Here is a 24174-nt window from a genome sequence, read left to right on the forward strand (position 1 = left end):
TGGGTCAGGAAACACGTGGACAGGTTCAGAGCGGGAGGCTCGGCAGGTCCGTTTGAACTTCAACCGCCGGCCCCATGCACTCAGCCGCCCTGCCTGTATCAAGACGAATGAAGACCCGACTTCCCCGCCGCATGCTGCGGGCGATGCGCCCAATTCGCCGCATCCCGACCGCTCTCAGCGATGCGGTAGTTCAAGAAACCACTACTGTTCCAGCAAAAAGAGGATTCGCTTGGCTATCCGTTGCCTAGAATCCTACTTCGCCCCTTCCCGCAACGGCTCTGCGACGAGCGTCGAACGAGCGCGCCATTTCCCTACCCTCCATCGGTGCGCGAACGGTGCTGCCAAGCGCAGCCGTTTGGGCTAATCTGGCTGGATGTCCAGCGCCGTCGACGAATGGTTTGTCCAGCACATCCTCATCCACGAGACCGCCCTGGTCGCCTATCTGAGGCGATGCTGGCCCAACCCCGATGACGTGCACGATCTTCGCCAGGAGGTCTATGCGCGCGTCTACGAGTCGGCGAGCCGCAAGTTCCCCGACATCCCCCGTGCATTCCTCTTCAGCACCGCGAATCATCTGATCACCGACCGCATTCGGCGCAGCAGGGTGGTTTCCATCGAGGCGGTGGGTGATCCGGATTCCCTGCTCGTCTTAGTAGATGAGTGCACCCCGGAACGCTGGATGGGAGGGCGCCAGTTGCTCGCCCGCCTGACCCATGCCTTCGATCGGTTGCCGGACCGCTGCCGCGAAGTGGTGTGGCTGCGCCGCGTGCAGGAACTGTCGCAGAAGGAGGTCGCCGTGCATCTGGGTATCAGCGAAAAAACCGTCGAGAAACACATGGCCAAGGGCATTCGCCTGCTAGCCGATTATTTCCATGGCTCGGCGGCTCCACCGCTTGCGACGCCTGCCACGGCACTCAAGTCGACGCGCGATGGACAGCAGGCAGATTGAGCACGCCGCCGCGCAGTGGCTGGCGCGGCGCGAGAGCGAGTCGTGGAATGCGAGCGACCAGGTGCAACTCGACGCCTGGCTGGCGCAGTCCACGGCGCACCGCGTTGCCTTCCTGCGCCTGGAGGCGGCTTGGCGGGAGACCGGGCGCCTGGGCGCGATCGCCGCCGGCCTTCCGAAAGGCGGTCCACCCGCGCGTGGCCGTTTCACCGGCCGCGCCCTCGCCGCCGCAGCCCATGGCGAGTCGGCGCGCGCTCAGGCCATTCCCCATGCCGTCCAGCACCAACGCCGCTGGAAGCTCTCGCTCGCCGTCGCACTGGCCGGCGGTATGACCATTGCCGGCGCACTGTTCCTGGACCACGCCCCACCCGTACAACGGCAGCAAGCGCATGCCTACCAGAGCATCCCGGGTGCGCTGCGATCGCTGTCCCTGGCCGACGGCTCGCGCTCCACCCTTGGCAGCGACACGCGCATCAGTGTCGAGCTGGACCACAGTGAACGACACATCGTGCTGCAGCGGGGAGAGGCGTTCTTCGAGGTCGCCAAGGACCGCCACCGCCCATTCGTCGTGCAGGTAGGCGGGCGCCGCGTCGTGGCCGTGGGCACGCAGTTCTCCGTACGCCGCGATGCCGACGAACTGCGCGTGGTCGTCACCGAGGGCACGGTGCGCCTGGATACCGAGCCGAAGGATGGGAAGGCCCAGCCTCCGGTGCTGATCGCCGCGGGCGGTATCGCCGTGGCCGGACCCCATGGCGTCCTGGTGCGCAGCAGCACCATCGCGGAGGCGGAGCAGCAGGTGGACTGGCGATCGGGCTACCTCAGCTTCACCGACGCACCGCTGCGCGATGCGGTGGCCGAGTTCAACCGGTTCAACACGCGGCCCCTGGTGCTGGCCGATGCACAGCTGGGATCGCTGCGCATCGGCGGGCGTTTCAGCTGGCGCAATACCGAGGGGTTCGCGCGCCTGCTGGAGCACAGCTATCCGATACACGCCGAATCCCGCGCCGGACAGGTCATCCTCCACGCCCGCTGACCGGCAGCGGGCGACAGCCGCGCGGTGCCCCGCACTCCCGGGTGGGGGATGCGGCGCATTCGTTCGTCTTTACTAGCGGGCGCAACGGAGCGCCGTGAATCGTCAGAGAAGGACTGGATGCCGCTGCGTGCGTGCCCGCGATGGTTTGGCTTGATCTGCGGTGCGCTCGCCCTGCAGGCCGTCGCGGCGACCGCCACCATCGACATCCCGCCCGGCCCGCTGGACACCGCGCTCGACGCCCTTTCCCGGCAAGCCGGGCTGCAGTTGCTCTACCAGCCGCAGCAGATCCAGGGCCTCTCCAGCCGCGGCGCCCACGGGGCATCGAGTGCCGATCAGGCGCTGGAGCAGTTGCTTCAGGGCACCGGCCTGGTGGCGCACCGCGATGTTTCCGGCGCGGTCCTGCTTCAGCCGGCACCCCCGAAGGCGGCCAATGGCATGCAGCCACCGCAAGCGGCGAACAGCCTTCCGCCCGCACCGGTCGCGCTGGAACCCGTCCAGGTCACCGGCTCGCGCATCGCACGCGCGCAGGTGGAGGGATCGGCGCCGCTGGCGGTCATCACCGCCGAGCAGATCCGGGCCGGCGCCTTTGCCACCGTGCCGGACGTGCTGCGTGCCATGACGCAGACCATCGGCCAGACACAGAGCGAGCAGTCGTTCGGCAGCGCGGACTACAGCCCGGGATCGCAACAGGTCAATCTGCGGGGGCTGGGGCCGAACCACACGCTGGTGCTGGTCAACGGCCGGCGCATCGCCGACTTCCCGATGCCCTTCCAGGGCCGCAGCAACTTCGCCGATGTCTCCAGCCTGCCGCTGGGCCTGGTCGATCGCATCGAGATCCTGACCGGCAGTGGATCGGCGGTCTACGGCTCCGATGCCATTGCCGGCGTCGTCAACATCCTCCTCAAGCAGCGGGCCGACGGCACCACGGTGGACGCGCGCGTGGGACAGACGGAACGGGGCGATGCGCAGTCATCGGAGCTGGCGATCACCAGCGGCTATTCGCACGGCGCCTTCGACGGCGTGTTCGGCCTGCAGGCGGTCTCCCAACAACCGCTCTGGGCCTATGAGCGCAGCCGCCAGGATTCGACCCGCGATGCACCGGCCGAACGCGCCGCCGCACCGCGCCGCACCTTCCTGCGCACCGACGCCAGCGGCACCTACCTGGACCCGGGCGAGGCGGCCTGCGCGCCGCTCGCGCAGCTCAATGGCGGCAGCACCGGCTACAGCGCGCGCGCCGGGCAAGGCGCGCTCGATCCGGCGACGGGCCAGCGCGGCCCCGGCCACTACTGCGGCAGCTCCACATCGATCGGCTACGGCACCGTGCTCAATCGGCGCCGGGGCGTCAACGCCCATGCCTCGATGCGCTACCCGTTTGGCGACTCCCTGCAGTGGTTCGCCGACGTGCAACTGGGCGTGCACGCGGTTTCGCTGCTTCGCGATGTTCCCGGTTGGTCCTACATGGCGGCGGACGGCAACGAGCAAGGCGAGTTCGACAACCGCGCGACCGGGCAGGTCGAATACTGGAGCCGGCAGTTCACCCCCGAGGAAATGGGCGGACTGGGAAGCAACCTGATCGAGACGCGGCAGAAGACCCTGGGAATCACGACGGGCTTCAAAGGCGCGTTCCGCGAGGCATGGTCCTACGAAACGAGCCTGAGCCATGCCCAGTACCGTGCCCGCATCGGTTGGCCACGCATCGTGGCCGCGCGCGCGAATGCGCTGTTCCTCGGCCAGCCGTCCGGCACGGATCCGGACTCGGGCCACGCCGTGTTCGATGCCGATCCCGCACGCCTCTATACGCCCTTGCGCCGCGCCGAGTACGACGCCATCGCCGCCCGCACGGACTACGCGCCGCGCTCGCGCACCGACACCCTGTCGGCCACGCTGACCAATGCGCAGTGGTGGAGCTTGCCCGGCGGACAGGCGGCCGTGTCGATGACCGCCGAAGTCGGCGGACAGTCCTACGACCTGCGCCCCGACCACCTGGCGACGCAGTATTACTACTACAGCTGGCGCGATGCCGATGGCAGCGGGGACCGCGATCGCTGGGCGATCGCCAGCGAGGTGCGCCTGCCCGTGGCCGAACGGGTGAACCTCGGCATGGCCGCGCGCTTCGACCAGTACCGCTACGCCGGGCGGCGCACCGGACGATTCACCTGGAACACGGGATGGGAATGGCGGCCGCGCGATGACCTGCTGTTGCGGGGATCCTATGGGCCGGGCTTCCGCGCCCCGGACCTGCATTACCTCTTTGCCGGCGAAGGCAACGACGAAGCCACGGGCGTGGATTACTACCGCTGCGCCACGCAGGACGGTCAGGCGAGCATCGCCGCATGCCGCTTCAACGACGAGGCACTGGTGCGCCGCCGTCGCGGCAACCCGGCTCTCCGGCCAGAAATGAGCACCGCCTGGACCGCCGGTGTGGTGTGGTCCCCGCTGCAGGGCCTGGACGTGTCGGCGGACTATTACGCGATCGACATGCGCGACCAAGTGCAGGATCTGCGCGTGGACCGCGTGCTGCGCGATGAGGCGGACTGTCGGCTGGGACAGCGCGACGCGGATTCCAGCGCCTGCCGAGAGGCGATGGGCCGCGTCGAACGCAGGGCGGACGGCGCGTTGTCCGCCGTTTCGGTGGCACCCATCAACATCGTGCGCGAGACTACCAGCGGCGTGGACGTGGCCCTTAATTACGAGGCGCAGACACGCTGGGGGGCGTTCGACTTCCTCCTCAATTACACCTGGGTGCATCGACATCGCTTCCAGCGCGATGACGGCGCCGCGCTCGAAAGCGCGTTCGCGGTCAACAGCGGCTACGACGCGCCCCGCACGAAAGCCAACGCCACACTCCGCTGGTCGCGCAATGCCTGGTCGGCCAGCCTGCAGGGCCAGCGCGTGGGCCGTCTGCCCAGCGCGGACTCCTACCTGGAAATCCATGCGCCAGGCAGCGGGACCCGTCCGTGGATCGCGGCGACCTACCGCTTCAACGGCACGCTGCAGTATCGCGTGACCGACCGCGCGCAGGTGTCGCTGGCGGTGACCAATCTCTTCGACGCCATGCCGCCGGTGGACCGCAGCGCGACGATCTACCCGTACTACGACGCGTCGTGGTTCGACACGGCCGGGCGGCGGTTCGCCCTCCAGTACACGCAGAAGTTCGGTGGCGCGCCTGGGCACTAGCGGCCCGGCGCTCGCTCCGCGCTGCTCCCGTGCATCCCATGCCACGCCGCCCGCACCGCCCAAACCACCCGCCCCAAAGGGGCCTCCGTTCACACCACCCCAAGGAAAGGAAATGAAAGCACCCCGTCCCACCTCCCTCGCCGTGATCGCCTGGTTGTTGATCGTCTCCTGCGTTTTGACGCTCGTCTCCTTCGCGATGGCCCATGGCAATCCCGCGGCCGAGAACGTCATGCGGCAGGGATTGCTACCGCTCTGGGCGCAGTACGCGATCGGCTATTTCGGGCTGGCGGTGCAGTTCGCCTGCGCCCTCGCCTTCCTCAAGGGGCTGGCCTGGGGACGCGCGCTCTACATCGGCTGGGGCGCCATCGGACTGGTGATCGGATTCGCGACCGCCCCCATGAAGCTGGCGCTGATTCCCGGCGCCATTCTGTTCGGCGTGGTCGTGTTCTTCCTCCTGCGGCCCGCGGCCAGTGCCTTTTTTGGCAAGGGCGGCCGCGGCGCGGGCCTCGGCCACGCCTGAGGCGCTGAGGCGAGCGCCCATGCGATGGGCGCTTTCTTTCGCGCAACCCACACGACGTCCCGTACGGCCTTGGCGCCCTCCTTCGCTTGCCGCGGCACGGGCACCTGTCAATGACACCACCCCGCCACCCTCCGACCCATCCACCGATCCATCTACTCCACCCGCAGGACACGCACCGATGAATGACACAGCGCAGGACTATTCGCAGTACAGCCCCACATGGCGGTTCCGGTTCGATTTCTACGACCGCTACGGCGAGCCCAAATCCTCCACATTCAAAACCGCCATGCGCTCCAGCGCGTTGTCGTTCGGCCAGAAGGTCAAGCTCAACATGAACTTCTACGCCTTCTTCTTCGGCTTCATCTACTACTTCATCCTCGGAATGTGGCGCAAGGCGCTGGTCTTGATCGGCGTGTCGTTCACGGTCGGCATCATCTGCTCCTTCCTGCCGGAATACGTGCTGCGCTCGTTCGGTCTGGCGTATTCGCTGCTGGTGGGCATGACCGCCAACTACGCCTACTACCTCCACAAGATCAAGGGCAGCACCAGCTGGAATCCGCTGGAAGGCGTGCGCTGGTAGGCCGAACACCGGCACCGGACGCCGGCAACGGACGCCGTAGCGCGCGTCCGCTGTCAGGCCAGGTGCCGGTGACGGCGCGCTTTCGTGGCGATGGCCGCGGCACCTGTCGCATCCGTCGCACCGGGGATACCAGGGGCCACCGCCATAGCGGTGCCACTGGCTGCCCGATTCAGGACTGACGTCGCGGGCGCGTTGCGCGAACCTTCGGTGCCGCGCGCCGTCCACGCCCCATGGAAGCGGCGAGCCTACGGGCCACACCGGACGATCCAACGACCGCCATTCCATGTTCCGGCCATTCCAGCTCTTCCAGCGCTCTCAGCGCGCGGGCAGGCAAGCGCCCACAGCCGCCACGACGACCCGCTCCCCGGAGACGGGGACGGGCCGTGGCTCCGCGCCGGGCTGGAGGACGCCGCTCTCGGCCTCCGAGTTGTTGGCGCCCGTGCGCCGGCAGCAGCTCATCGAGCACATCTGGCAGCGCACCTCGCTGTCGCGGGCGCAGTTCGATGCCCTCTACCTCGCCCCGATCCGGCGCTACGCCGAAATGGTGCAATTGTTTCCTGCGTCCGAGAGCCACCACCACGCACACCCCGGCGGCATGCTCGACCACGGCCTGGAGATCGTCGCCTACGCGCTCAAGCTGCGGCAGTCACACCTGTTGCCGGCGGGTGCGACACCCGAATCGCAGGCCGCGCAGGCGGAGGCATGGACAGCGGGGGTGGCCTACGCGGCGCTCCTGCACGACATCGGCAAGATCGCCGTCGACATCGACGTGGAGCAGGAGGACGGCAGCGCCTGGCGCGCATGGCACGGGGTGCTGCGGCAGCCCTATCGCTTCCGCTACCGCTCCGGGCGCGAGTACCGGCTGCACGGCGCCGCGGGCGGCCTGCTGTATGCGCGGGTGCTGGACACGCGGATCCTGGATTGGTTGAGCGGCTTTCCCGACCTGTGGTCTCCGCTGCTCTTCGTGCTTGCGGGACAGAACGAACACGCGGGCGTGCTCGGCGAGCTGGTCGTCCAGGCGGACCAGGCCTCGGTGGCGCAATCGCTGGGCGGCGACCCCGCCAAGGCCCTGGCCGCGCCGCGCCACGCGCTACAACGAAAACTGCTGGACGGCCTGCGCTACCTGCTGCGCGAACAGCTGCAGCTCAACCAGCCCCAGGCTTCGGACGGATGGCTGACCCAGGATGCGCTGTGGCTCGTGAGCAAGACGGTCTCGGACAAGCTCAGGGCGCACCTGCTCGGCCAAGGCATGGACGGCATTCCGTCCAGCAATACGGCGGTGTTCGATGTGCTGCAGGACCATGGCATCGCCCTGCCCGCGCCGGACGGCAAGGCCATCTGGCGGGCCTGTGTGGCGAGCGAAAGCGGATGGTCAAACACCTTCACCTTCCTGCGCCTGTCGCCCGCGCTGATCTGGGATGCGGCAGAGCGTCCCGCACCGTTCGTGGGAACCGTGCGGGTGCTGCAGGACGCGGAGTCGGCTCCGCCATCACCGGCCACCCCGCCCCCCGACAGCGACCAGCGCGCCATGCGGGCCGAGCGCACCGAGGCCGATGCCACGCCAACGCCGTCTGCGCGACAGGATGGTGTCGACGCGCTGCTCTCATTGCTGCAGCCGGATTGGCCCGCTTCACCCTCGGCACACCACGCCGACAACGCGCCTGCGGAAGTACCTGCGCCGCGGAAGCCGCCCCGCGAAACCGTGCAGGAGGAGGCCGCGACCGCGACGCGTCCGCGCTCCGGCGCTCCGTCCGGGCAGGACTTCATCGCATGGCTCAGGCAGGGCCTGCAACAGCGCCGCCTCATCCTCAACGACGCGAAGGCACTGGTGCATACGGTGGCCGATACCGCTTATCTCGTGAGCCCGGGCGTGTTCCAGCGCTACGCGCAGGAGCACCCGGCGGTCAGGGCACTGGCGAAAGGCGAAGACCTTGCCGAGTGGCAATGGGTGCAGCGGCAATTCGAGCGGCTGCGCCTGCACCGCAAGCAGGACAACGGACTGAACATCTGGACCTGCGAGGTGGCGGGCCCCCGAAAGACCCGCCGCCTCCATGGCTATCTGTTGCGCGATCCGCTCTCGGCGCTGTCGGAACCACCGGCCAACAATCCGTTTCTCCATTTGAAGGACACGTCGGCAAGCGCCCAGGCACCAACGGATGCCGCCCGCATGGATGCGCCCGACGCCCCCTAGCTCTGAGGCCAGGAGGCGTCGCGTCGCCTCAACTCACTTCCAGTTCGCCGCCAACGTGGTCTCCAGGCTGCTCTGGTAGTTCGCTGGCAGACTGGTCTGGCCCGCCGCTGGCGGCGAGAACGTGGCCATGGCTTGCACGAGGCTCTGCACCTGGTTGGCCTGCAGCGCCTTGCCGTCTCCGGCTTCGAAGCGCTCCAGTTGGTACTGCGAACCCCGGTACCAGTCCGTCACCACGAACTTGTCGCTCGTGCCGATGACGCTCACTTCCAGGTTGTTGCCCGCCTTGCGGAACCAGAGCTGCCGCGATGACACATCGCCCGCGAACTTGGCGATATCGAGGTTGCCGCTGGTGGTGTCGTTCTCCCGCACCGTGTCCGTGCCATACCCGCGAGCGAGCCAATAGGTGTCGTTGCCCAAGCCTCCCGCCAACGTGTCGGCGCCGGCGCCGCCATCCAGATAGTCGGCTCCCGCGCCCCCCGTGAGGACATTGGCGCCTGCGTTGCCCGTCAGCCGGTTGTTCAGTTCGTTGCCCGTGCCGTTGATCGCACCCGTGCCGGTGAGCACGAGGTTCTCCACGTTGGCCCCCAGCGTGAAAGTCACGCTGGACATCACCGTGTCGGTCCCGGCATTCGTCGCTTCGACGGCCCGGTCGCCCGTGTTGTCCACCATGTAGGTGTCGTCGCCCGCCAGACCGGTCATGGTGTCGGCGCCCGCCAGGCCATCGATCGTGTCGCTGCCGGCCGTGCCCAGCCGTTCCTGGCCTGCAAGATCGCAGCGCTGGTCGGATCCGCGACTGATCCGAGCTACCGCTATTTCGACATGCGGGTCTCGGGGACCGAGGCCAAGAAGCTGGTGGAACGCTACCTCGGCGAGAACGATCGCCGCAGCCGACCGCTGGTGCGCTTTCGCATTGGCGACCTGTGGCCCGACGCGTACCTCCGCACCGGCGGCGAGCGCAAGGGCGAGGCCGCCGCGAGCATCAAAGGCCGCCTGCTCAAGGTCGAACTGATCGATCGCGCCGAGTTCAATGCCATCGAGACGCACGAGATCATCACCCGGGGCATCGGCTACCTCAACCGCCCCGGGGACGTGCGGCCGAAGGATGGCGACCCGTTCCTCTCCTGCTGCATCGCCGCGCTCGCGGGCCCTGTCGAAGAGCCTGCGTACCGGTACATCGAGACGAAGGTCGCCACGGAAGCAGCGTGTCATCTGGTGCGCCGTTGCATTCAAGCCGTCGAGTCCGAACGCAAGGTGCTGATCGCCTTCCGTCTGAACGACATGAAGATCGATCCCTACATCCGCACCAAGGGCGAACACGCGGGCGAGCCCGCCGCGGGCCTGGAGTCCAACCTCGTCCATATCGGGCTCATCAAGATCGATGGGCAGAAGGTCTACCCGGCCGGGGAATCCGACCGCTGTGCATCGCCGGACCAGCAAGCGTCCGAGTCCCACAACGCGGACGCGCCCACGACCGACGACCACGCCACGGAGCCCGCCACGCGCGAGCCGGGCGGCGAGGCACGGGAGCGGGAGCCGGCTCTGGCCGATTCGTATTGATCCCACAAGGGCCCCTCACGGGGCCCTGTCTTCTCGTCCCGATACCCCAGGAGAACCACATGGCAACCACCACGGCACACGAGCCACCATCGGTGTCGCCCATCGTCGTCCCAGGCCAGCTCACGCTGCGCACCATCCGCGGCCGCAATGGCCCCTTCACCGTCGGCCGGCTCGCCACGCACCTCGGCGTGTTCGAGGTCAAGGATCCGGAGCTGGAGCAATACCCGGAGGGAAAATACGACGGGGAATTCATCATCCGCTACATCTTCCCCAAGTCCTACCCGGTCGGCGGCGGCATGCGATTCGAGATCCGCGCCAGCCTGGACGGCATGACGCTTCACGGCATCGACAAGCTCAGTCGCGACGATGCCCGCAGCTTTGCGCCGCAGGACGTCGATCCGCTGGACGAGGAACCGGGCGCACCGGCCACGACCCCATCGGCACCCGCTCCCGGGCCGAGTCCCGCTCCCAAGCCCGCTCCCGAGCGGGCATCGAGAGACCCACTGATCGATACCACGCCGTTCGGCGTGGAAGCGCCATCCGCTCCCGCGACCGAAGCCGCCACCGCCAGCGGTGCCGACAGCGAGGACGCTGCGTTGTTCGGCGTGCTGTGGCCCCTGGGTGAGTCCGTCAAGCTGGACTCGACCATCGATCGCCGCACGCTGCGCACGCAGATCGCTCGCCTGGGCGCGCTCGGCTATGCGCTGGATTTCAGGTCACAGGAATGGCAACGCCCGCCGGAACCCCAGGCGGCGTAGTTCCGTGCACCGCGTCCGCGGTGATTTCTTTACCCGCTGGAGCGCCTTCCCATGCCTTCCCATTCGCAAGCGCACTCCGGCTTCTTTTTGGAGATCTTCAACATGCCCACGATCCATTGCAGTTCTGCCTCACCGCAGCCTGACGGCATGCCCGACGTGTTCGATGAACCCGCGTGGCGCACGGTGTGCGACGAAGTCGCCACACGCGCCAACCAGGGTTGCGGTCTGTCTCACGACTACTACGTCGAATGCTTCAGTTCGTCCATCGATGCGCGCGCCCGTCGGTTGCCCCCAGACCAGCGCGAACAGGCTTTGACAATCGCGCGGGAATGGGACTACGCCACAACTGCCGAGCGGCGGGAATCCCAGATCTGGAATGCCGAGAACGGCTATTGCTCGCACGGCATCGAACTGGGTTGCTGTCCCGCCGGTTGCGGTTCGAACTGACGAAGGGCCCTTCGCTCCAATCGCCGCACACGCGGCTTTTCACCACCCGCCGGGGGTTCTTCCCTGCGGGGGAGACCTCCGGCTCTTTTATCTCAGGAGGCCTCTCATGGGCTGGTATTTTTCTCCCCAATCGCGGTCCGAACTGATCGCGGAATTGATCGCACCGCAGGAGACCGAGCGCGCCAGCGTGAAGGTCATCGCCCATGCGCTGCGCGGCAATGTCCTCTGGTCCGTATCGGAAGTGACCGCCAAGGCCGAAGGTGTGCATCGCGATCTTGCGCCGGGCCAGTCCCTGCGCAGCATCCGTTGCGATCTGCTGGAGCGCAGCGGCGACCAATGGGGCCACAAGCCCCTGGAAGAATGCATGCACCCCTACCACTACTCGTGCCCTCTGTCCTACCTGGACCTCGCGCCAGAGCAGTCCGCGGACTGGCGTGCAGGCGTCCGCGCCTACCACGCGCGGCGTCGCACGCCCACGGTGGCCACGGCATCCGCCGGGGCGTCGACCGCCTGAGCGATGGAGCCGGCATGGACCCTATCCTGGCGGCGCTTTTTCGCCCTCGCTGTTGGCGCTTGTCGAAGGGAGTTTGTCCAACGACGAAGTGTCCGGCGACGAGGAAATGCGCGAGCACTTCATCCGCAACGGCCTCACCGAGGAACAGGCACGGCAGGCACTGACCTACCGCGACCAGTACCTCCACGACATCTACCTGGAAGGTTTCACGCCGATCGCCTCGGCAAACGAGGCGCTTCGCTTCGACCCGCACACCCGGCGGTTCTCGCCGGGCTGAGCGGCTTTCTTCCATCCCCCGGGGCAGTGCTTGCCTCGGCGGGCAGTGCTGTTCCCTTTTCATCCAAGGACACCACCATGCCCGCAAACCCTTCTTCCTCCCAGCGTCTGTACCCCATCGACGAATGCACCGACCTGATGGCCGATGCGTGCGTCTGCGGTGCACAGGGCGAACTCGTCTTTCTGTCCGTCTGGGCACGCGACACGGCCATCCAGGAGTTTCTGGCGCGCCTGACATTGCCAGGCGACGCCCAAGGCCTGGACCAGTTCCATCTGGTCACCGGCGAGGGCGCGTCGCTTCCCGTGTTCGTCGGCAACGCCGAGCAATTGGAAAAGCGCACGACCCGCGCCTACCGACGCACCCTGTTCGGCTCCATGGTCCACCTGTGGCTGTTCGATCGCCGCTGCGTGCAGCCCGACAGGGCGAACGCCAGCGCGCTCGCGCTGATCCCGAAGGCCGACACCGCATCCACCGAACGATTGTGGACGCTGGTGCGGCAGACCTGTCCGCTGCCCCTGCTTGGCCCCTGGCGCGACACCGTGCTGGAGCTGCTGTCCGCCCACGCGATGCTGAGCCGCCTTCCGCTGGCCCTCGGGCCGCTCGAAGGCCATCGGCTGGCCCTGGACGTGCCCGTGCTCATCCAAGCGCTGGGCGACTTGATCCGCCGCGGCGTTCTGCGCACCTGCGCACAGGACGCCCTCCCGGCAGAGCCGCTTCGGCGACGCGCCTGACGCATTCGATGGGCCTGCGACAAAGGCCCTGCTCTCTTTTTCCTCACCGCACCAGGAGCATTCCATGGCACTCATGTTTCCGCGCCTCGCGCGCAATTTCATCAAGGCCGGCTACTTCCCGACCGACGAGTCGACACTCGCGCGGGTGCTGTCCGCCCTCGCGCCCGCGAGCGGTCCAATGTGCATCCTCGATCCCTGCGCAGGCGAAGGCGTGGCGATCGCCGAGGCGGCCCACGCCCTCGGGCGCGCGCAGGTCACCGCGTATGCCGTCGAGTACGACGGCGAGCGCGCGGCCCACGCGCGTGCGTTGGTGGATCACTGCCTGCACGGCGACCTGATGGATACGATGGTCTCCCGCCAGGCCTTCGGCCTGCTCTGGCTCAACCCGCCCTACGGCGATCTGTCCAAGGACGCCAACGGCAACGTCGGTTACCAGGGCCAGGGCCGAGCACGGCTGGAGAAGCTCTTCTACCAGCGCACCCTGCCTGCTGCAGTACGGCGGCGTGCTCGTCTTCATCGTGCCCAACTACGTGCTCGATGCCGAACTGGTGGGATGGCTCACGCGCCACTTCGACGGCCTGCGGGTCTACCGAGCGGTGGAGACGCAGTTCAAGCAAGTGGTGATCTTCGGACGCCGGACACGCCAGCGCGAGCTGGTATCCGAGTCCGCGGCCGCGGCGCGCGATCTGCTGCTGCGGATCGGGCATGGTGACGCGCAAGCCGACGAACTGCCGGTCGACTGGCCGTTTCTTCCCTACTGCGTTCCCGCCAGTCCGTGCGAGCCGGAGCATTTCTACCGCGTGACGATGGAGCCCGGGCAATTCGCCGAGGAGGTCGGACGGCTCCGTGGGCTGTGGCCGATGCTGGACACGCACCTGGGTGCGGCGCAACAGTCGCTGCGCCCACCGGCCCGGGCATTGTCCGCGTGGCATCTGGCGCTCGCGCTGGCTGCCGGCGCGATCTCCGGCGTGGTGCGCTCCAAAAGCGGCCGCGTGCTCGTCGTCCGAGGAGATACCCACAAGGACAAAACGCTCCAGCGGGAGTTCACCGAGCGCGAAGACGGCTCGGTGGCCGAAACCCGCATCCTCACCGACAAGTTCGTGCCGGTCATCCGGGCCTGGGACATGACCCCGGGATCGGCGACCTTGGGCGAAGTCCTCACCATCCGCTGATCGGTTTGTTTTCAGGGCAGCGCACCGCCGCCTACCGCAGTCGTTCCACGGGGCGCCACCGCCCTGCTCTTCCTCACCCTGTCGGCGGACCGCCGATCTTTCTTCCCACCCGGGGCATGCCATCGCCCCGCAGGGGAGGTGCATGCCCCATTTTTCATGGAGCATCACCATGTCCTTCGAAATCGACACCGCCGCGGACAACGCACCCGTGCAGGGCGACCTGCTCGGCGCGGAGCCTTCTTCCCTGGAGCTGAGCCTCACGGAGTTCGTCGCCGAGTTCGGCGACGAACTGCTGGAGTCCCTCAACCGCGCCAACCCACCGGTCTACAGCGGCCGACCCAGGGCCCATCGCCAGCACATCGTCGCCAGCCTCAAGCGCACGCTGTTCCCCGCGCAGGCCGAGGTGGTCCACGCCGCCGCCGAACTGCTGATCGATCGCGGCGAGCGTGCCGCGATCATCAATGGCGAAATGGGCTGCGGCAAGACGACCGTGGGCATCGCCACGGCCGCCGTGCTGCACGCCGAAGGCTACCGCCGCACGCTTGTGCTGTCGCCGCCGCACTTGGTCTACAAATGGCGGCGCGAAATCCTCGAAACCGTCGCCGGTGCCAGGGTCTGGGTGCTCAACGGTCCGGACACCCTGGTGAAACTCATCAAGCTGCGCGAGCAGTTGGGCGAACGTCCCACCGGCCAGGAGTTCTTCGTCCTCGGCCGCGTGCGAATGCGGATGGGCTTTCACTGGAAGCCGGTCTGCGCGGTCCGGCGCACACGCCGCGGCGACGTGGCCACGTGTCCCGACTGCGGCCATGTCGTCACCGACTTCGACGACGAGCCGGTGCATCCGGCCACGCTGGACGAGGACGAGCACCGCAGGAAGTGCGGCCATTGCGCCGCGCCCCTGTGGACGCTCATGCGGCCTGAGAGTCTGTCCGGCAGCGCCCAATCCTCGGCCGTCGCCAAGGCGCTCCAGCGCATTCCCACGATTGGCAAAGCCACCGCGCAGAAGCTGATGCGAAAGTTCGGCGACGGCTTCCTGGCCTCGATGCTCGGCGACAACATCCACGAGTTCATCAACCTGATGGACGCCAATGGCGAACTGGTGTTCTCCGACCGCCAGGCTGCGCGCATGGAGCGCGCCATGGCCAACATGGAGTTCGGTTTCGGCGAGGGCGGCTACCAGCCCACGGAGTTCATCAAACGCTACCTGCCGCAAGGCACGTTTGACCTGCTGATACCGGACGAAGCGCACGAGTACAAGAACGGGGGCAGTGCCCAGGGCCAGGCGATGGGTGTGCTGGCCGCGAAGTGCCGCAAGGCACTGTTGCTCACCGGCACGCTGATGGGTGGATACGGCGACGACCTTTTCTATCTGCTGTTCCGCGCCCTGCCCGGGCGGATGATCGAAGACGGCTACCGGCCGGCAAAGAATGGCTCGATGACCTCGGCTGCGATGGCGTTCATGCGTGACCACGGGGTGCTCAAGGACATCTATTCCGAGAGCGCCGGCATGGCGCACAAGACCGCCAGGGGCAGCAAGACCAGTGTCCGAACGGTCAAGGCACCGGGCTTCGGTCCCAAGGGCGTACTGCGGTGCGTGCTGCCGTTCACGATCTTCCTCAAGCTGCGAGACCTCGGGAGCGACGTACTGCCCCAGTACGACGAGGAGTTCCGCGAAGTTCCGATGGCGCCCGCGCAGGCCAGCGCCTACAGCGCGCTGTCGATAGCGCTCACCAACGCGTTGCGCCAGGCCCTGGCCCATCGCGACACGACGCTGCTCGGTGTGGTCCTCAACGTGCTGCTGGCCTGGCCGGACACGTGCTTCCGCGCGGAGAACGTCGTGCATCCCCGCACACGCGACACGCTGGCGTTCGTGGCGCCCCAGTTCAACGAGGCGGAGGTGATGCCCAAGGAGCGGGAGCTGATCGACATCTGCCGGCAGGAGAAGGCGCAGGGCCGCAAGACGCTGGTCTACACGGTGTACACCGGAACGCGGGACACGACCTCGCGGCTCAAGCGGCTGCTCGAAGCCGCGGGCTTCAAGGTGGCTGTGCTCCGTGCGAACGTGGACGCGAGCCGCCGCGAGGACTGGATCGCCGAGCAGTTGGACCGCGGCATCGATGTGCTCATCACGAACCCGGAGCTGGTCAAGACCGGGCTGGATCTGCTGGAGTTTGCAACGATCGTTTTCATGCAATCCGGCTACAACGTGTACTCGTTGCAACAGGCGGCACGGCGTTCTTGGCGCATCGGCCAGACGCAATGCATCAAGGTGATCTATCTCGGCTACGCCGCTTCGTCGCAAATGAGTTGCCTGAAGCTGATGGCCCAGAAGATCATGGTGGCGCAGAGCACGTCCGGCGACATTCCCGAGAGCGGGCTCGACGTGCTGAACCAGGATGGTGATTCCGTGGAAGTGGCTCTGGCACGGCAGCTGGTGCATTGATCCTTTGACGACCCTTTGGCGGCTCCTTCGGGAGCCGCTTTTTTTTGCGCGCGTCTCCTTACCAGGGGTTACCTCGGCAATGGAGGCTGCCATACACACTGTCCCGCTTGTCGAACCCACTTGGAGAGCAGCATGACTTCATCTCGCACACCATCGGCCACCCCCGATCGGGACGCGCTGCCGAGCGCACGGCCCCCGACGCCCGGCCAGCCGATTCCCGACGATGAGATACCGTTCAAGGCTGATGTCTGGAGGGAGAACGGGCGCGTCATCGGAGCCACCTTCAGCGGCCAGATTTCCACCACGAGGTTCAACGGTCGGGTGAAGACCGGTGGCGCCGAGGTCAATGTCGAGAGGGGGAACGCCTTCGGCTCGGCCTCCACCAACGGAAGCTCGATGGACGGCCGCGTGGGTTTCAGGACCGGCATGGAGAACTTCGAGTTGAGCGCATCGTTCGCCCCGGGCGGAGAGCTCAGCGGGTCCGGCAGGGTCACCGTGGGCGATGCGTCGTTTTCGTTCTCGAACGACTCCATCGGCACCGAGTTCAAGTTCGCCAGCGGCGCCAGCGCCGCGCTGAGCAGGAACGCTGACGGGGCATGGCAAGCGAGTTGGAACTCCCCGACGGCGGGCAGTTTCCAGACGGCGCTCAGCTTCGGCAACAGCGGGGGCAGCTGGGCGATTAACGCCAACTTCACACTCAAGATCGAGTGACGACATAGCATCGATCTCGCGCGCAAACTGGCGCGCGCACTGGTTTTCGGAACCCAGGATGGGCGCAGATGCCGCAGCAATCTCTCGTCACTCGGGCTTTCCTGATCACGCTGACCCTGACCTTGGCCGGCTGCGCTTCGGTGGATCGCGGCATGCATCGCTTCGACGACTGGCTGGGCTCCTTCAAGAGCCGCGATGACGGCAGCTACCTCGCTACGTGCAACGAGCCTGGCAATACGTTTGACGCGACGACCGCGCCTCCTTGCGAGAGCGATCTCCGAAGGCTCTGCCCGAACGGCTTCACCGTGGCGAGCGTCGGCGCCACGGAAAACCCCAAACCCCGCAGCTTTACCGAGAAGTACCGGGTAACGGCCCTTGCCTACTGCGGGTAAGTCATTGCAGGCGCGGGCGTTGCCGTCAGACTTTCCCTACTGCGCGCGGCCATCCAGGCTGGCATTCTTGCCACGATCCAATCCTCTGCTGTATGCCTTGCGCAGCGTCTGGCTTCGGGGTTGCCGCGGACGGATGACTCCACCTGGTCGAGCTCCCAGCAGGTTTGTGGCAAGCTGATTGAGGAACCCAACCTCTGGCTTGAGAAACTTCACTGGTGAAGGCTCGCGCCACTTCCCAACCGACCAGCCGTTGACCGAAGCGCCTCCATGATGAGCAGCCACAACCTGCGAAGGTACGCTTCCATCTCCTCGATTCCGACATGCGCGGTGGCGGACCTGGAACCGACGAAGCGATCGACGGCTCAAGAAGCGAGGCCAAAGCGCAGCTGCGATGGCTCGCGGAAGGCGGAGGCAGTTGGCTTCCCAGGCCACCCACTGCGCTAGGAAGGCCCTCAGGTTATCAGCAAGGTCAAGACCCAATGAAGATGGACAATAAGCCGAAGGCGGGCGAGTTCTATGTCATCAGCTCCGACGTGCGCGGTGGCGGGCCGGGGCATGGGGTGGTTTTCGAAAACGAGAAAGAGCTTCGCCCCGCCGGACAGGGAATCATTCGTCCCAGGGACGGTGGATTTCCGCCTCTGAGCGAAACGCCGCGATTGCGCTACGACAAGCGCCAGGGCCGGATGCCCGAGGACTTGCAGGGAGGATTCAGCGGATATTGGCTGACATCGGAGCCCTTGAAGCACATCCTCGAAACTGTCGATCCTGACGGGTTTGCGTTCGTGCCTTGCGAGTTCGTTCTGGAGGACGGATCGCAGGGTCCACCCTACTTCCTGTGCGATGTAGTCAGGACACTGGATGCGCTCGATGAGGCTGCCTCCACCCTGAAAATCCTGACGGAAGGCTACTCTGATGGAAGGCACTACAGCCTGGCTGGTGGTGCAAACCTGACTTTCATCAAGGAGGTGGTCGGAACGGCCCATGTCTTCCGGACGCCCTACAACAGTCGACTCATCGTTTGTGATCGCATGTTGCGAGATGCCCTGGTAGCAGGCGGCTTTGGAAAAGCGCCCCGCTCTCGCGGTGTCTGGCTTGAAGATGCCGCGAATTGCTGATCCACCCTGACTGTGGTGAACTTCCTCTCAGTGGGTGGCAAGCTGGTCGAATGTTTTGACACTACCGCTTTGATGCTCCATCACCCATCAAATCATTGTCAATCGCCGAACTGCACAAGAATAAATTGAAGTGATCCAATGAACAGCAGCAAAAATTCCCAAGAAGGACGCTTCTACCTCCTCGATCCGGATACTCGCGGCGGCGGCCCTGGAACCGATGTTGAAATTGCCAACGAAGAAGCCCTTCTGACACCTCCGCGCCTGATTATTCGGCCCCAAGAAGGCGGATTTCCTCCGCTGGCAGAAACGCCGGTTCTGGCTCACGAGCGCAATTCAAAAAGGCGCCCCCGAGATCTCGAAGGGGGGTTCAGTGGCTACTGGCTGGTCTCTGAGCGACTCAAGCGCGTTTTCGAGTCGGTGGACGCCGAAGGTTTTGCATTCGTGCCGTGCGACTACACATTGCCAGACGGCTCGAAGGGACCACAGCACTACCTGTGCGACGTGGTTCGGGCCATTTTCGCGCTGGACAAATCCAACTCTGAATTTCAGACGCGAATCGCCCGGGACCACGCTGCGAACCAAGACGTGGAGATCATCACGTTTTCAGGAGGCGCGAAACTATCCTTCAAGGAAGAATTGATTGGGAATGCCCATGTCTTCAGGATGGGAGAGAAGCCCTCCAGTGTGGTCTGTGATCGAACCATGCATGACGCGATACGGAGCGCAGGGATTGGAGTAAAACCCAGCTCCGATGGACTGTGGTGGAAGGACGCCGCCGATTTCTAGTGGCTTGCACTCACCGTGATATGCCAACTCGGAACTTCGGACCGTGGCGAAGAATGACAAGCCGGTTTTTCAGGGACATCACCTCATTGAGCAGCAAGCGTTCCGAGACAGCGCTCTGCTCAAGAAGCTCTCCAATTTTGGACTTTTCAATCTGGATGGCGACGCCAATCTGCTGAACCTTCCAGCAGACAAGCAACTGGCGCTGCAGCTTGACGTCTCTCCTCACAATGGCGGCCCTCTCGGCCAATATTCCGATGGCCTGAGACAAGAACTGACTTTATTACAAGATATCCCTGATGGCCAAGCAGCTCTGATCGGGGATCGTGCAGCAGCTGCGAGGATTTCCAAGGACGTGGACAGGCTTTGCGCCACGTTGAAAGTGGCGATGGTGAACAATGACCTGTTGACCAATACGCCCCTCGGGATGACGGCGGAGCAGGCCAACCAGTTCAACAAAAATTTCTTCGACAAACTGCCTGCCTACCAGCAGACCCACGCACCGCAGATCGATGAAGCCATCAAACTAACGGGTCCGGAAGCACGTTGGCCTGTAGTGCTCAAGTCCGAACCCAATCTCATCCACAGTCTTCACGCGATCGATCAACCGGGCTTCAAAACAGTCAAAGGCGATGCGGCAATCGGCCGGCAGGTGTTGGGGGAATCGGTCGAGCAGGCGCAGGCAGGTGGACGCCTGACGCTTTCAGCGCAGGGTACCGATCAGGTCAGTCAAGCTTTTTCCAGCAACGCTGCAGTGCAATCCCCGCGCACGGTGCCAAGGGCATCCAGTTCTGCCGCGTCGGATCTCGATTCCATGGTTGCCCCACGCTCGCAACGGGGTTTCGCTACTGCCGAGTTGCTGGTAGGTGAGCTCTCGGCGGGCCAGGCGCTGCGCAGCGCCGGCCTGCTCGCCAGTGCCGCCGACGCGGTGGCCTCCGGTCAGCGCTCCATACGCTTTCTCGGCCAGGACAATCCGCTGGCCGCGCAATCGGAGCTGGCGCACTTCGCCGGGCGCAATGCGGGTGGCTGGGCCGGCGGCACCGCTGCCGCCTACGCACTGGGCAGCTCCGGTGCCGGACCGATGGTGCTGATCGCGGCCGACGCGTACTTCATGAGCGCCGCTGGCGAGAAAGCCGCCGCCCTGCTAGACAACCGCGCCATCTATCACCAGACCGATCGCGACGGAATTGCATGGTCGTTCGATGGCCGTGCCTGGGCACGGGACGGCATGGCCGACACGACCAGCGACGGGATCGACAACCCCGCTTCCATGCCGATCGTCGCCAGCTACGCGAAGTCCCGTGAACTCAACTACCAGGCCACCAATGCCACCGCCGCGCTGGCGCTGAAAGACGCCCCCGCGCCCATCGATCCCTATCGGCAGCCGGCCAATGCCGGCGACCGTCCAAGCCTGAGCGCTGCCGACTGGAGGCGCGATCCCGCGGACGGGCAATGGCACCGCCTGGTCAAGACCGAGATCTCCGGAGCCAACGATCGGGGCAGCTATGAGCAGGAGACCGCCTTGCCGCCACGCGCGGCGGAACTGGATGCGCAGGCGCAGGCCACCGTCGCCCACAACATCGCCAATAGCCCCGGCGCGATCGCCACGCGATATGAACTGGCCTACCACCGCAGTGGCTGGGCCGCCGAGGGTTTGCCGATGTCGCCCGCGGTCCAGCAGGCGCTGCCGGACCCGGATGCCCTGACCGCCTCGAACGGCCAGCGGTACTACCGCGACATGGAGGGCCAGTGGACCGGCCAAGGCGCTCCGCCCGATGCCAATCGCGTGCTGGAGCTGGAGACCACGCGCGCGATGCTGCAGCCGGCACTTGCCGAGCAGGCCCAGGCGATCGCCACCATCCAGCAATCGCCGCCGTCGCCGCAGGACGTGCAGCGCGAGCAGACGCTGTACCAGTACCGCATCGTGGGCACGGAACTGCAGCCGCAATGGCAAGAGGCGATCGAGCTGGCAACGCAGCGCACCCGCGAAGCGGAAGGACTCGCAGGCGATGGCGCCATGCAGCTGCAGCGCGGGCCGGGCGGTCAGTACGGCGCCGACAGTCCGATCGCCCATCTCCAACGCGGCCCCGATGGCGTGGAGCGCATCGCAGCGGTCACCACCACCGACGACATTCGCCAGGCGCTGCGGGAGGTGCAGGCACAACAGCGTTCGGCCGTGCCCGTGCAGCAAGTGGCTTCCGCGCAGCGTCCCTCCGAAGGCTCCGCGGATACGGACACCTCGGACGCTTCTCCCTCCAACCAGCACGCGCTCGATGTGCAGGCCCGCGGCCAGGCGGCCCATGCCGCGCAGGAACGCCAGGAGCGGCAGCAGGAGGACCGTCAGGCGCAGGAACAACACCTGGCACAGGCACGCGCGCACGCATTGCAGGAGCAGGCATCCCATGACGATCGGGCCCAGGCCACGGCGGTGCTGCAGGCGCATGCAGTTTCGGAACTCCGCCAGCAAGAATCGCAGCAGCTGCAGCTGCAGCTGCAACAGCAACAGCAACAGCAACAGCGGCAGGCCCTCGACGCGCAGCAGAGCGAACAACGTCAACAGCAGGTATCGCACGACGCCCGGCAGCAAGAAACCTTGGATGGACAAGCTCGGCAGACCGAGTTGAGAGAGGAGGACGCTCGCCGCACACAGGACGCCGACCAGCACACGCAAGAACGCCGGCAGGCGCAAGACGCGCAGCCTCCAGAGCACGCCCCGCTGCCCTACCGGGCGGTTCAACAGCACGAGCAGGAGCCGAAGCAGGAGGTCCCATCGGCTGCGCAGGCCACGCCCCTTGCTCACGACACCCAGCAACGCACCCTTGGGCCGCAGCCCACCCAGGACAGCTTGGCCCAGCGTTTCGCGGAGCCGCCCGTGGATCGTTTGGCGGCCCCCAGCATGGACATCGCGCAGCAGCGGACACAGGGCCAACACGCGCAAGATGAGGTTACCCATAGCGCCCAGCCAGCGCTGCTGCACAGCGCTGCGATCTCGCCCGCATTGCCAGGGGAAGCGCGGCCGGTGCCAGATCCACAAGGAAGCCGGGACCTGTCCACGCCGCAGGTAGAGCCGCAGCCCGACGAGGCGTTGCACACGCGCACGGTGCCCGCATCCTACGGTCCAGCCGAGCGATTGCTGGCGGAGCATCCTGGTGCGCAGCACCCGGAGCCGACACCCGAGACTTCGGCGCCGGAAGTCTCCGGCATCACTGCAGCGTTGCCGGCCGCTCCACACCTCGCGCAGGTGCCAGAACCTTCCCTGTCGCCGCCCAACGCCGGCCGCTCCACGGGCATGCCTGAGATCGAAGCCGATGCGCCCCAGCCGCCGTCCGTGGCTCGATCGGATGGTCCGGCGCCTTCGGCCCCGCCTGTGCCGGACCCGAACTCCTGGGAAGAAATCACGCGATCCATGCGCGAGCTGCGCATCCGGCTCGAACAGGAGCTCGAAACGGAAGATCGCATCGCACAGGCCCGGCAAGATCGCGTGGAGCGCGGCGAGCAGCCGTATACGGATCTGGAACTGCGTGAGGGGTACGACCCGAACGGCCCCTCCGCGCTCAGAAAGCCCCCCTCTCTGGCCGCAGAGACTGCCCCGCAACACCGGGCGGGCACGCCATCCGCTGGCGAGCAGGACGACGATCGTCCACCACCCACACGCAAGACCATCACCGGCGATCCGGATGTCGATGATCTGCTGTACGCCATCGACAGCAAAAACGATCTGGCCATCGAGCAGGCATTGAAGCGGGTCGCCAACAGTGCGCACAGCGCTGCCCTGGCGGAGCAAGGCCATGCGCATCTGGATGCCAAGGCGCAGCAGGAGGCGCAGGAGCAGGTGACGGCGCGCCAGGCGCTGGGCATGGACGTCTCGGCCGAGATACAGACCAGCCGCGGCCCCGTGATGGTCCTGACACTGCCCCAGTTCGCCCACGGGCCCGCGATGCAGGGCGGGCCGCAGGGCGATGGAGGAGGCGGCGGTGGCGACGGCGGTGGCGGTGGAGGCGCCGGAGGAGGCGGTGGCGGCGGCGGATAACGCGAACCCGGAAGGCGAATTGAATCCTCAAGAGACCACGATGGACATGCACAACACCTCAGCAGTGCCAGATGACGACGGCCCGGAACACGCAATGAAGGAATCCATCCAGGCCATGGCGGCGCTGATCGGACAGCTGCAGCGGCGCGAACAGGCCCTGGAGGATCAGGTGCGCCAGCAGATGCAGTTGCTGCAGAACGCAGCCAACAACGCCGATCAGCGCGTCCATCGTGTCGTGGAGAATGCGCTTCCGCGGCTGAAGCAGCTGACGCAACAGGCGCTCTCCGTCGCGCTGGATCCCGCCGCCGAGCGCTTCGACCGCACGCTGACCGCCACGAACCAGCAGCTGCAGCAGGCCACCCAGCGCTACGCGCAAACGCAGCAATCGCTGGAAACCACGGTGATGCGCCGGATGTGGATGGGCACCATCGCGATGGGGGTAGCAGCCATCATGGGGCTGTGCGCCGTGGCATACGCACTCCATGGCGCCAACGCCACCATCGCGGAGGCGAAACAGCGCCGGGCGGAAATCACCTACCTGGATCGCGTGGCGCGGGCCAACCTCGTCGCCTGTGGCGACGACCGGCTCTGCGCCGACTTCGAGAAGAAAGGGCCGCGCTACGGCGACCGTGGCCAGTACCGGGTGGTCACCCTGCGCGAATCCCAGCCACGCTGATTCCCGCCATCACAGCCGGGCGCCATTGCGGCCTCCTCGCAGTCCGCATTCTTGCGCCCGGGCAACCGCGATGCGCGTCAAATTTGCAACGCACCGTGCTTGCATTCAAGCCTTTGCCTGT

General features: G+C 66.3%; 18 protein-coding genes and 3 pseudogenes. 20 read left to right on the forward strand and 1 reads right to left on the reverse strand.

The genetic code is table 11. The features are described from left to right. Nucleotides 1-373: 373 nt before the first annotated feature. From XCSCFBP4642_RS0112140 to mobH, 6 genes are all read left to right on the forward strand, one after another. Nucleotides 374-949: an RNA polymerase sigma factor gene (locus XCSCFBP4642_RS0112140; RefSeq protein WP_029220016.1), complete on the forward strand. Its 576-nt coding sequence runs from the start codon at nucleotides 374-376 to the stop codon at nucleotides 947-949. Then, nucleotides 930-1979, forward strand: coding sequence for a FecR family protein (locus XCSCFBP4642_RS0112145; protein ID WP_029220017.1), 1050 nt, complete (start codon nucleotides 930-932; stop codon nucleotides 1977-1979). The genes XCSCFBP4642_RS0112140 and XCSCFBP4642_RS0112145 overlap by 20 nt, the downstream gene beginning before the upstream one ends. 117 nt (nucleotides 1980-2096) lie before the next feature. After that, entirely contained in the window at nucleotides 2097-5156 is a 3060-nt protein-coding gene (locus tag XCSCFBP4642_RS0112150; protein WP_029220018.1) for a TonB-dependent receptor, read from the forward strand. A gap of 112 nt (nucleotides 5157-5268) precedes the next feature. Further along, nucleotides 5269-5676 carry a hypothetical protein gene (locus XCSCFBP4642_RS0112155; protein WP_029220019.1) on the forward strand — a complete coding sequence of 136 codons (408 nt, stop codon included), beginning with the start codon at nucleotides 5269-5271 and terminating at the stop codon, nucleotides 5674-5676. Nucleotides 5677-5854: 178 nt separating this feature from the next. Further along, complete coding sequence (locus XCSCFBP4642_RS0112160) at nucleotides 5855-6256, forward strand: DUF2628 domain-containing protein (protein WP_029220020.1); 402 nt, start codon at nucleotides 5855-5857, stop codon at nucleotides 6254-6256. A gap of 283 nt (nucleotides 6257-6539) precedes the next feature. Beyond that, nucleotides 6540-8447: a MobH family relaxase gene (mobH, locus tag XCSCFBP4642_RS0112165; RefSeq protein WP_029220021.1), complete on the forward strand. Its 1908-nt coding sequence runs from the start codon at nucleotides 6540-6542 to the stop codon at nucleotides 8445-8447. A gap of 33 nt (nucleotides 8448-8480) precedes the next feature. On the opposite strand, the gene XCSCFBP4642_RS24745 is transcribed toward mobH, so the two are convergent. Next, entirely contained in the window at nucleotides 8481-9260 is a 780-nt protein-coding gene (locus XCSCFBP4642_RS24745; RefSeq protein WP_228325749.1) for a calcium-binding protein, read from the reverse strand. Between XCSCFBP4642_RS24745 and XCSCFBP4642_RS0112175 the strand changes: the two are divergent. The 14 genes and pseudogenes from XCSCFBP4642_RS0112175 to XCSCFBP4642_RS0112245 form a co-directional block, all read left to right on the forward strand. Beyond that, nucleotides 9147-10004 (forward strand): annotated as a pseudogene (locus XCSCFBP4642_RS0112175) (DUF3577 domain-containing protein); the annotation flags it as partial. The gene XCSCFBP4642_RS24745 and the pseudogene XCSCFBP4642_RS0112175 overlap by 114 nt on opposite strands. Nucleotides 10005-10063: 59 nt before the next feature. Next, nucleotides 10064-10762 carry a DUF3275 family protein gene (locus XCSCFBP4642_RS0112180; protein WP_029220024.1) on the forward strand — a complete coding sequence of 233 codons (699 nt, stop codon included), beginning with the start codon at nucleotides 10064-10066 and terminating at the stop codon, nucleotides 10760-10762. Between the two features lie 51 nt (nucleotides 10763-10813). Then, nucleotides 10814-11209 (forward strand): hypothetical protein, encoded by a 396-nt coding sequence (locus XCSCFBP4642_RS0112185; protein WP_425480113.1) that lies wholly within the window; start codon nucleotides 10814-10816, stop codon nucleotides 11207-11209. 106 nt (nucleotides 11210-11315) lie between these two features. Continuing rightward, nucleotides 11316-11723 carry a hypothetical protein gene (locus XCSCFBP4642_RS0112190; protein WP_029220026.1) on the forward strand — a complete coding sequence of 136 codons (408 nt, stop codon included), beginning with the start codon at nucleotides 11316-11318 and terminating at the stop codon, nucleotides 11721-11723. Between the two features lie 14 nt (nucleotides 11724-11737). Beyond that, nucleotides 11738-12000 (forward strand): annotated as a pseudogene (locus XCSCFBP4642_RS24750) (hypothetical protein). 77 nt (nucleotides 12001-12077) lie between these two features. Continuing rightward, nucleotides 12078-12731 carry a hypothetical protein gene (locus XCSCFBP4642_RS0112200; protein WP_029220027.1) on the forward strand — a complete coding sequence of 218 codons (654 nt, stop codon included), beginning with the start codon at nucleotides 12078-12080 and terminating at the stop codon, nucleotides 12729-12731. Nucleotides 12732-12804: 73 nt separating this feature from the next. Further along, a pseudogene (locus XCSCFBP4642_RS24755) lies at nucleotides 12805-13903 on the forward strand (DUF6094 domain-containing protein). A gap of 169 nt (nucleotides 13904-14072) precedes the next feature. After that, nucleotides 14073-16346 carry a helicase-related protein gene (locus XCSCFBP4642_RS0112210; protein ID WP_029220028.1) on the forward strand — a complete coding sequence of 758 codons (2274 nt, stop codon included), beginning with the start codon at nucleotides 14073-14075 and terminating at the stop codon, nucleotides 16344-16346. Between the two features lie 132 nt (nucleotides 16347-16478). Continuing rightward, the gene (locus XCSCFBP4642_RS0112215) at nucleotides 16479-17057 is read left to right on the forward strand and encodes a hypothetical protein (RefSeq protein WP_033898314.1); all 579 of its coding nucleotides are present in this window, start codon (nucleotides 16479-16481) and stop codon (nucleotides 17055-17057) included. Nucleotides 17058-17125: 68 nt separating this feature from the next. Beyond that, a complete protein-coding gene (locus tag XCSCFBP4642_RS0112220) occupies nucleotides 17126-17449 on the forward strand; it encodes a hypothetical protein (protein ID WP_029220030.1) in 324 nt (107 codons plus the stop codon). A gap of 479 nt (nucleotides 17450-17928) precedes the next feature. Further along, on the forward strand, nucleotides 17929-18564 hold the full coding sequence (locus XCSCFBP4642_RS0112225; RefSeq protein WP_029220031.1) for a DUF1629 domain-containing protein: 636 nt from the start codon (nucleotides 17929-17931) through the stop codon (nucleotides 18562-18564). A 138-nt stretch (nucleotides 18565-18702) separates the two neighbouring features. After that, a complete protein-coding gene (locus tag XCSCFBP4642_RS0112230) occupies nucleotides 18703-19350 on the forward strand; it encodes a DUF1629 domain-containing protein (RefSeq protein WP_029220032.1) in 648 nt (215 codons plus the stop codon). A gap of 385 nt (nucleotides 19351-19735) precedes the next feature. Further along, entirely contained in the window at nucleotides 19736-23377 is a 3642-nt protein-coding gene (locus XCSCFBP4642_RS29670; RefSeq protein ID WP_029220034.1) for a hypothetical protein, read from the forward strand. After that, entirely contained in the window at nucleotides 23307-24053 is a 747-nt protein-coding gene (locus XCSCFBP4642_RS0112245; protein ID WP_033898315.1) for a hypothetical protein, read from the forward strand. The genes XCSCFBP4642_RS29670 and XCSCFBP4642_RS0112245 overlap by 71 nt, the downstream gene beginning before the upstream one ends. Nucleotides 24054-24174: the final 121 nt, after the last annotated feature.

The organism is Xanthomonas cassavae CFBP 4642 (assembly GCF_000454545.1).
Classification (GTDB): Bacteria; Pseudomonadota; Gammaproteobacteria; order Xanthomonadales; family Xanthomonadaceae; genus Xanthomonas; species Xanthomonas cassavae.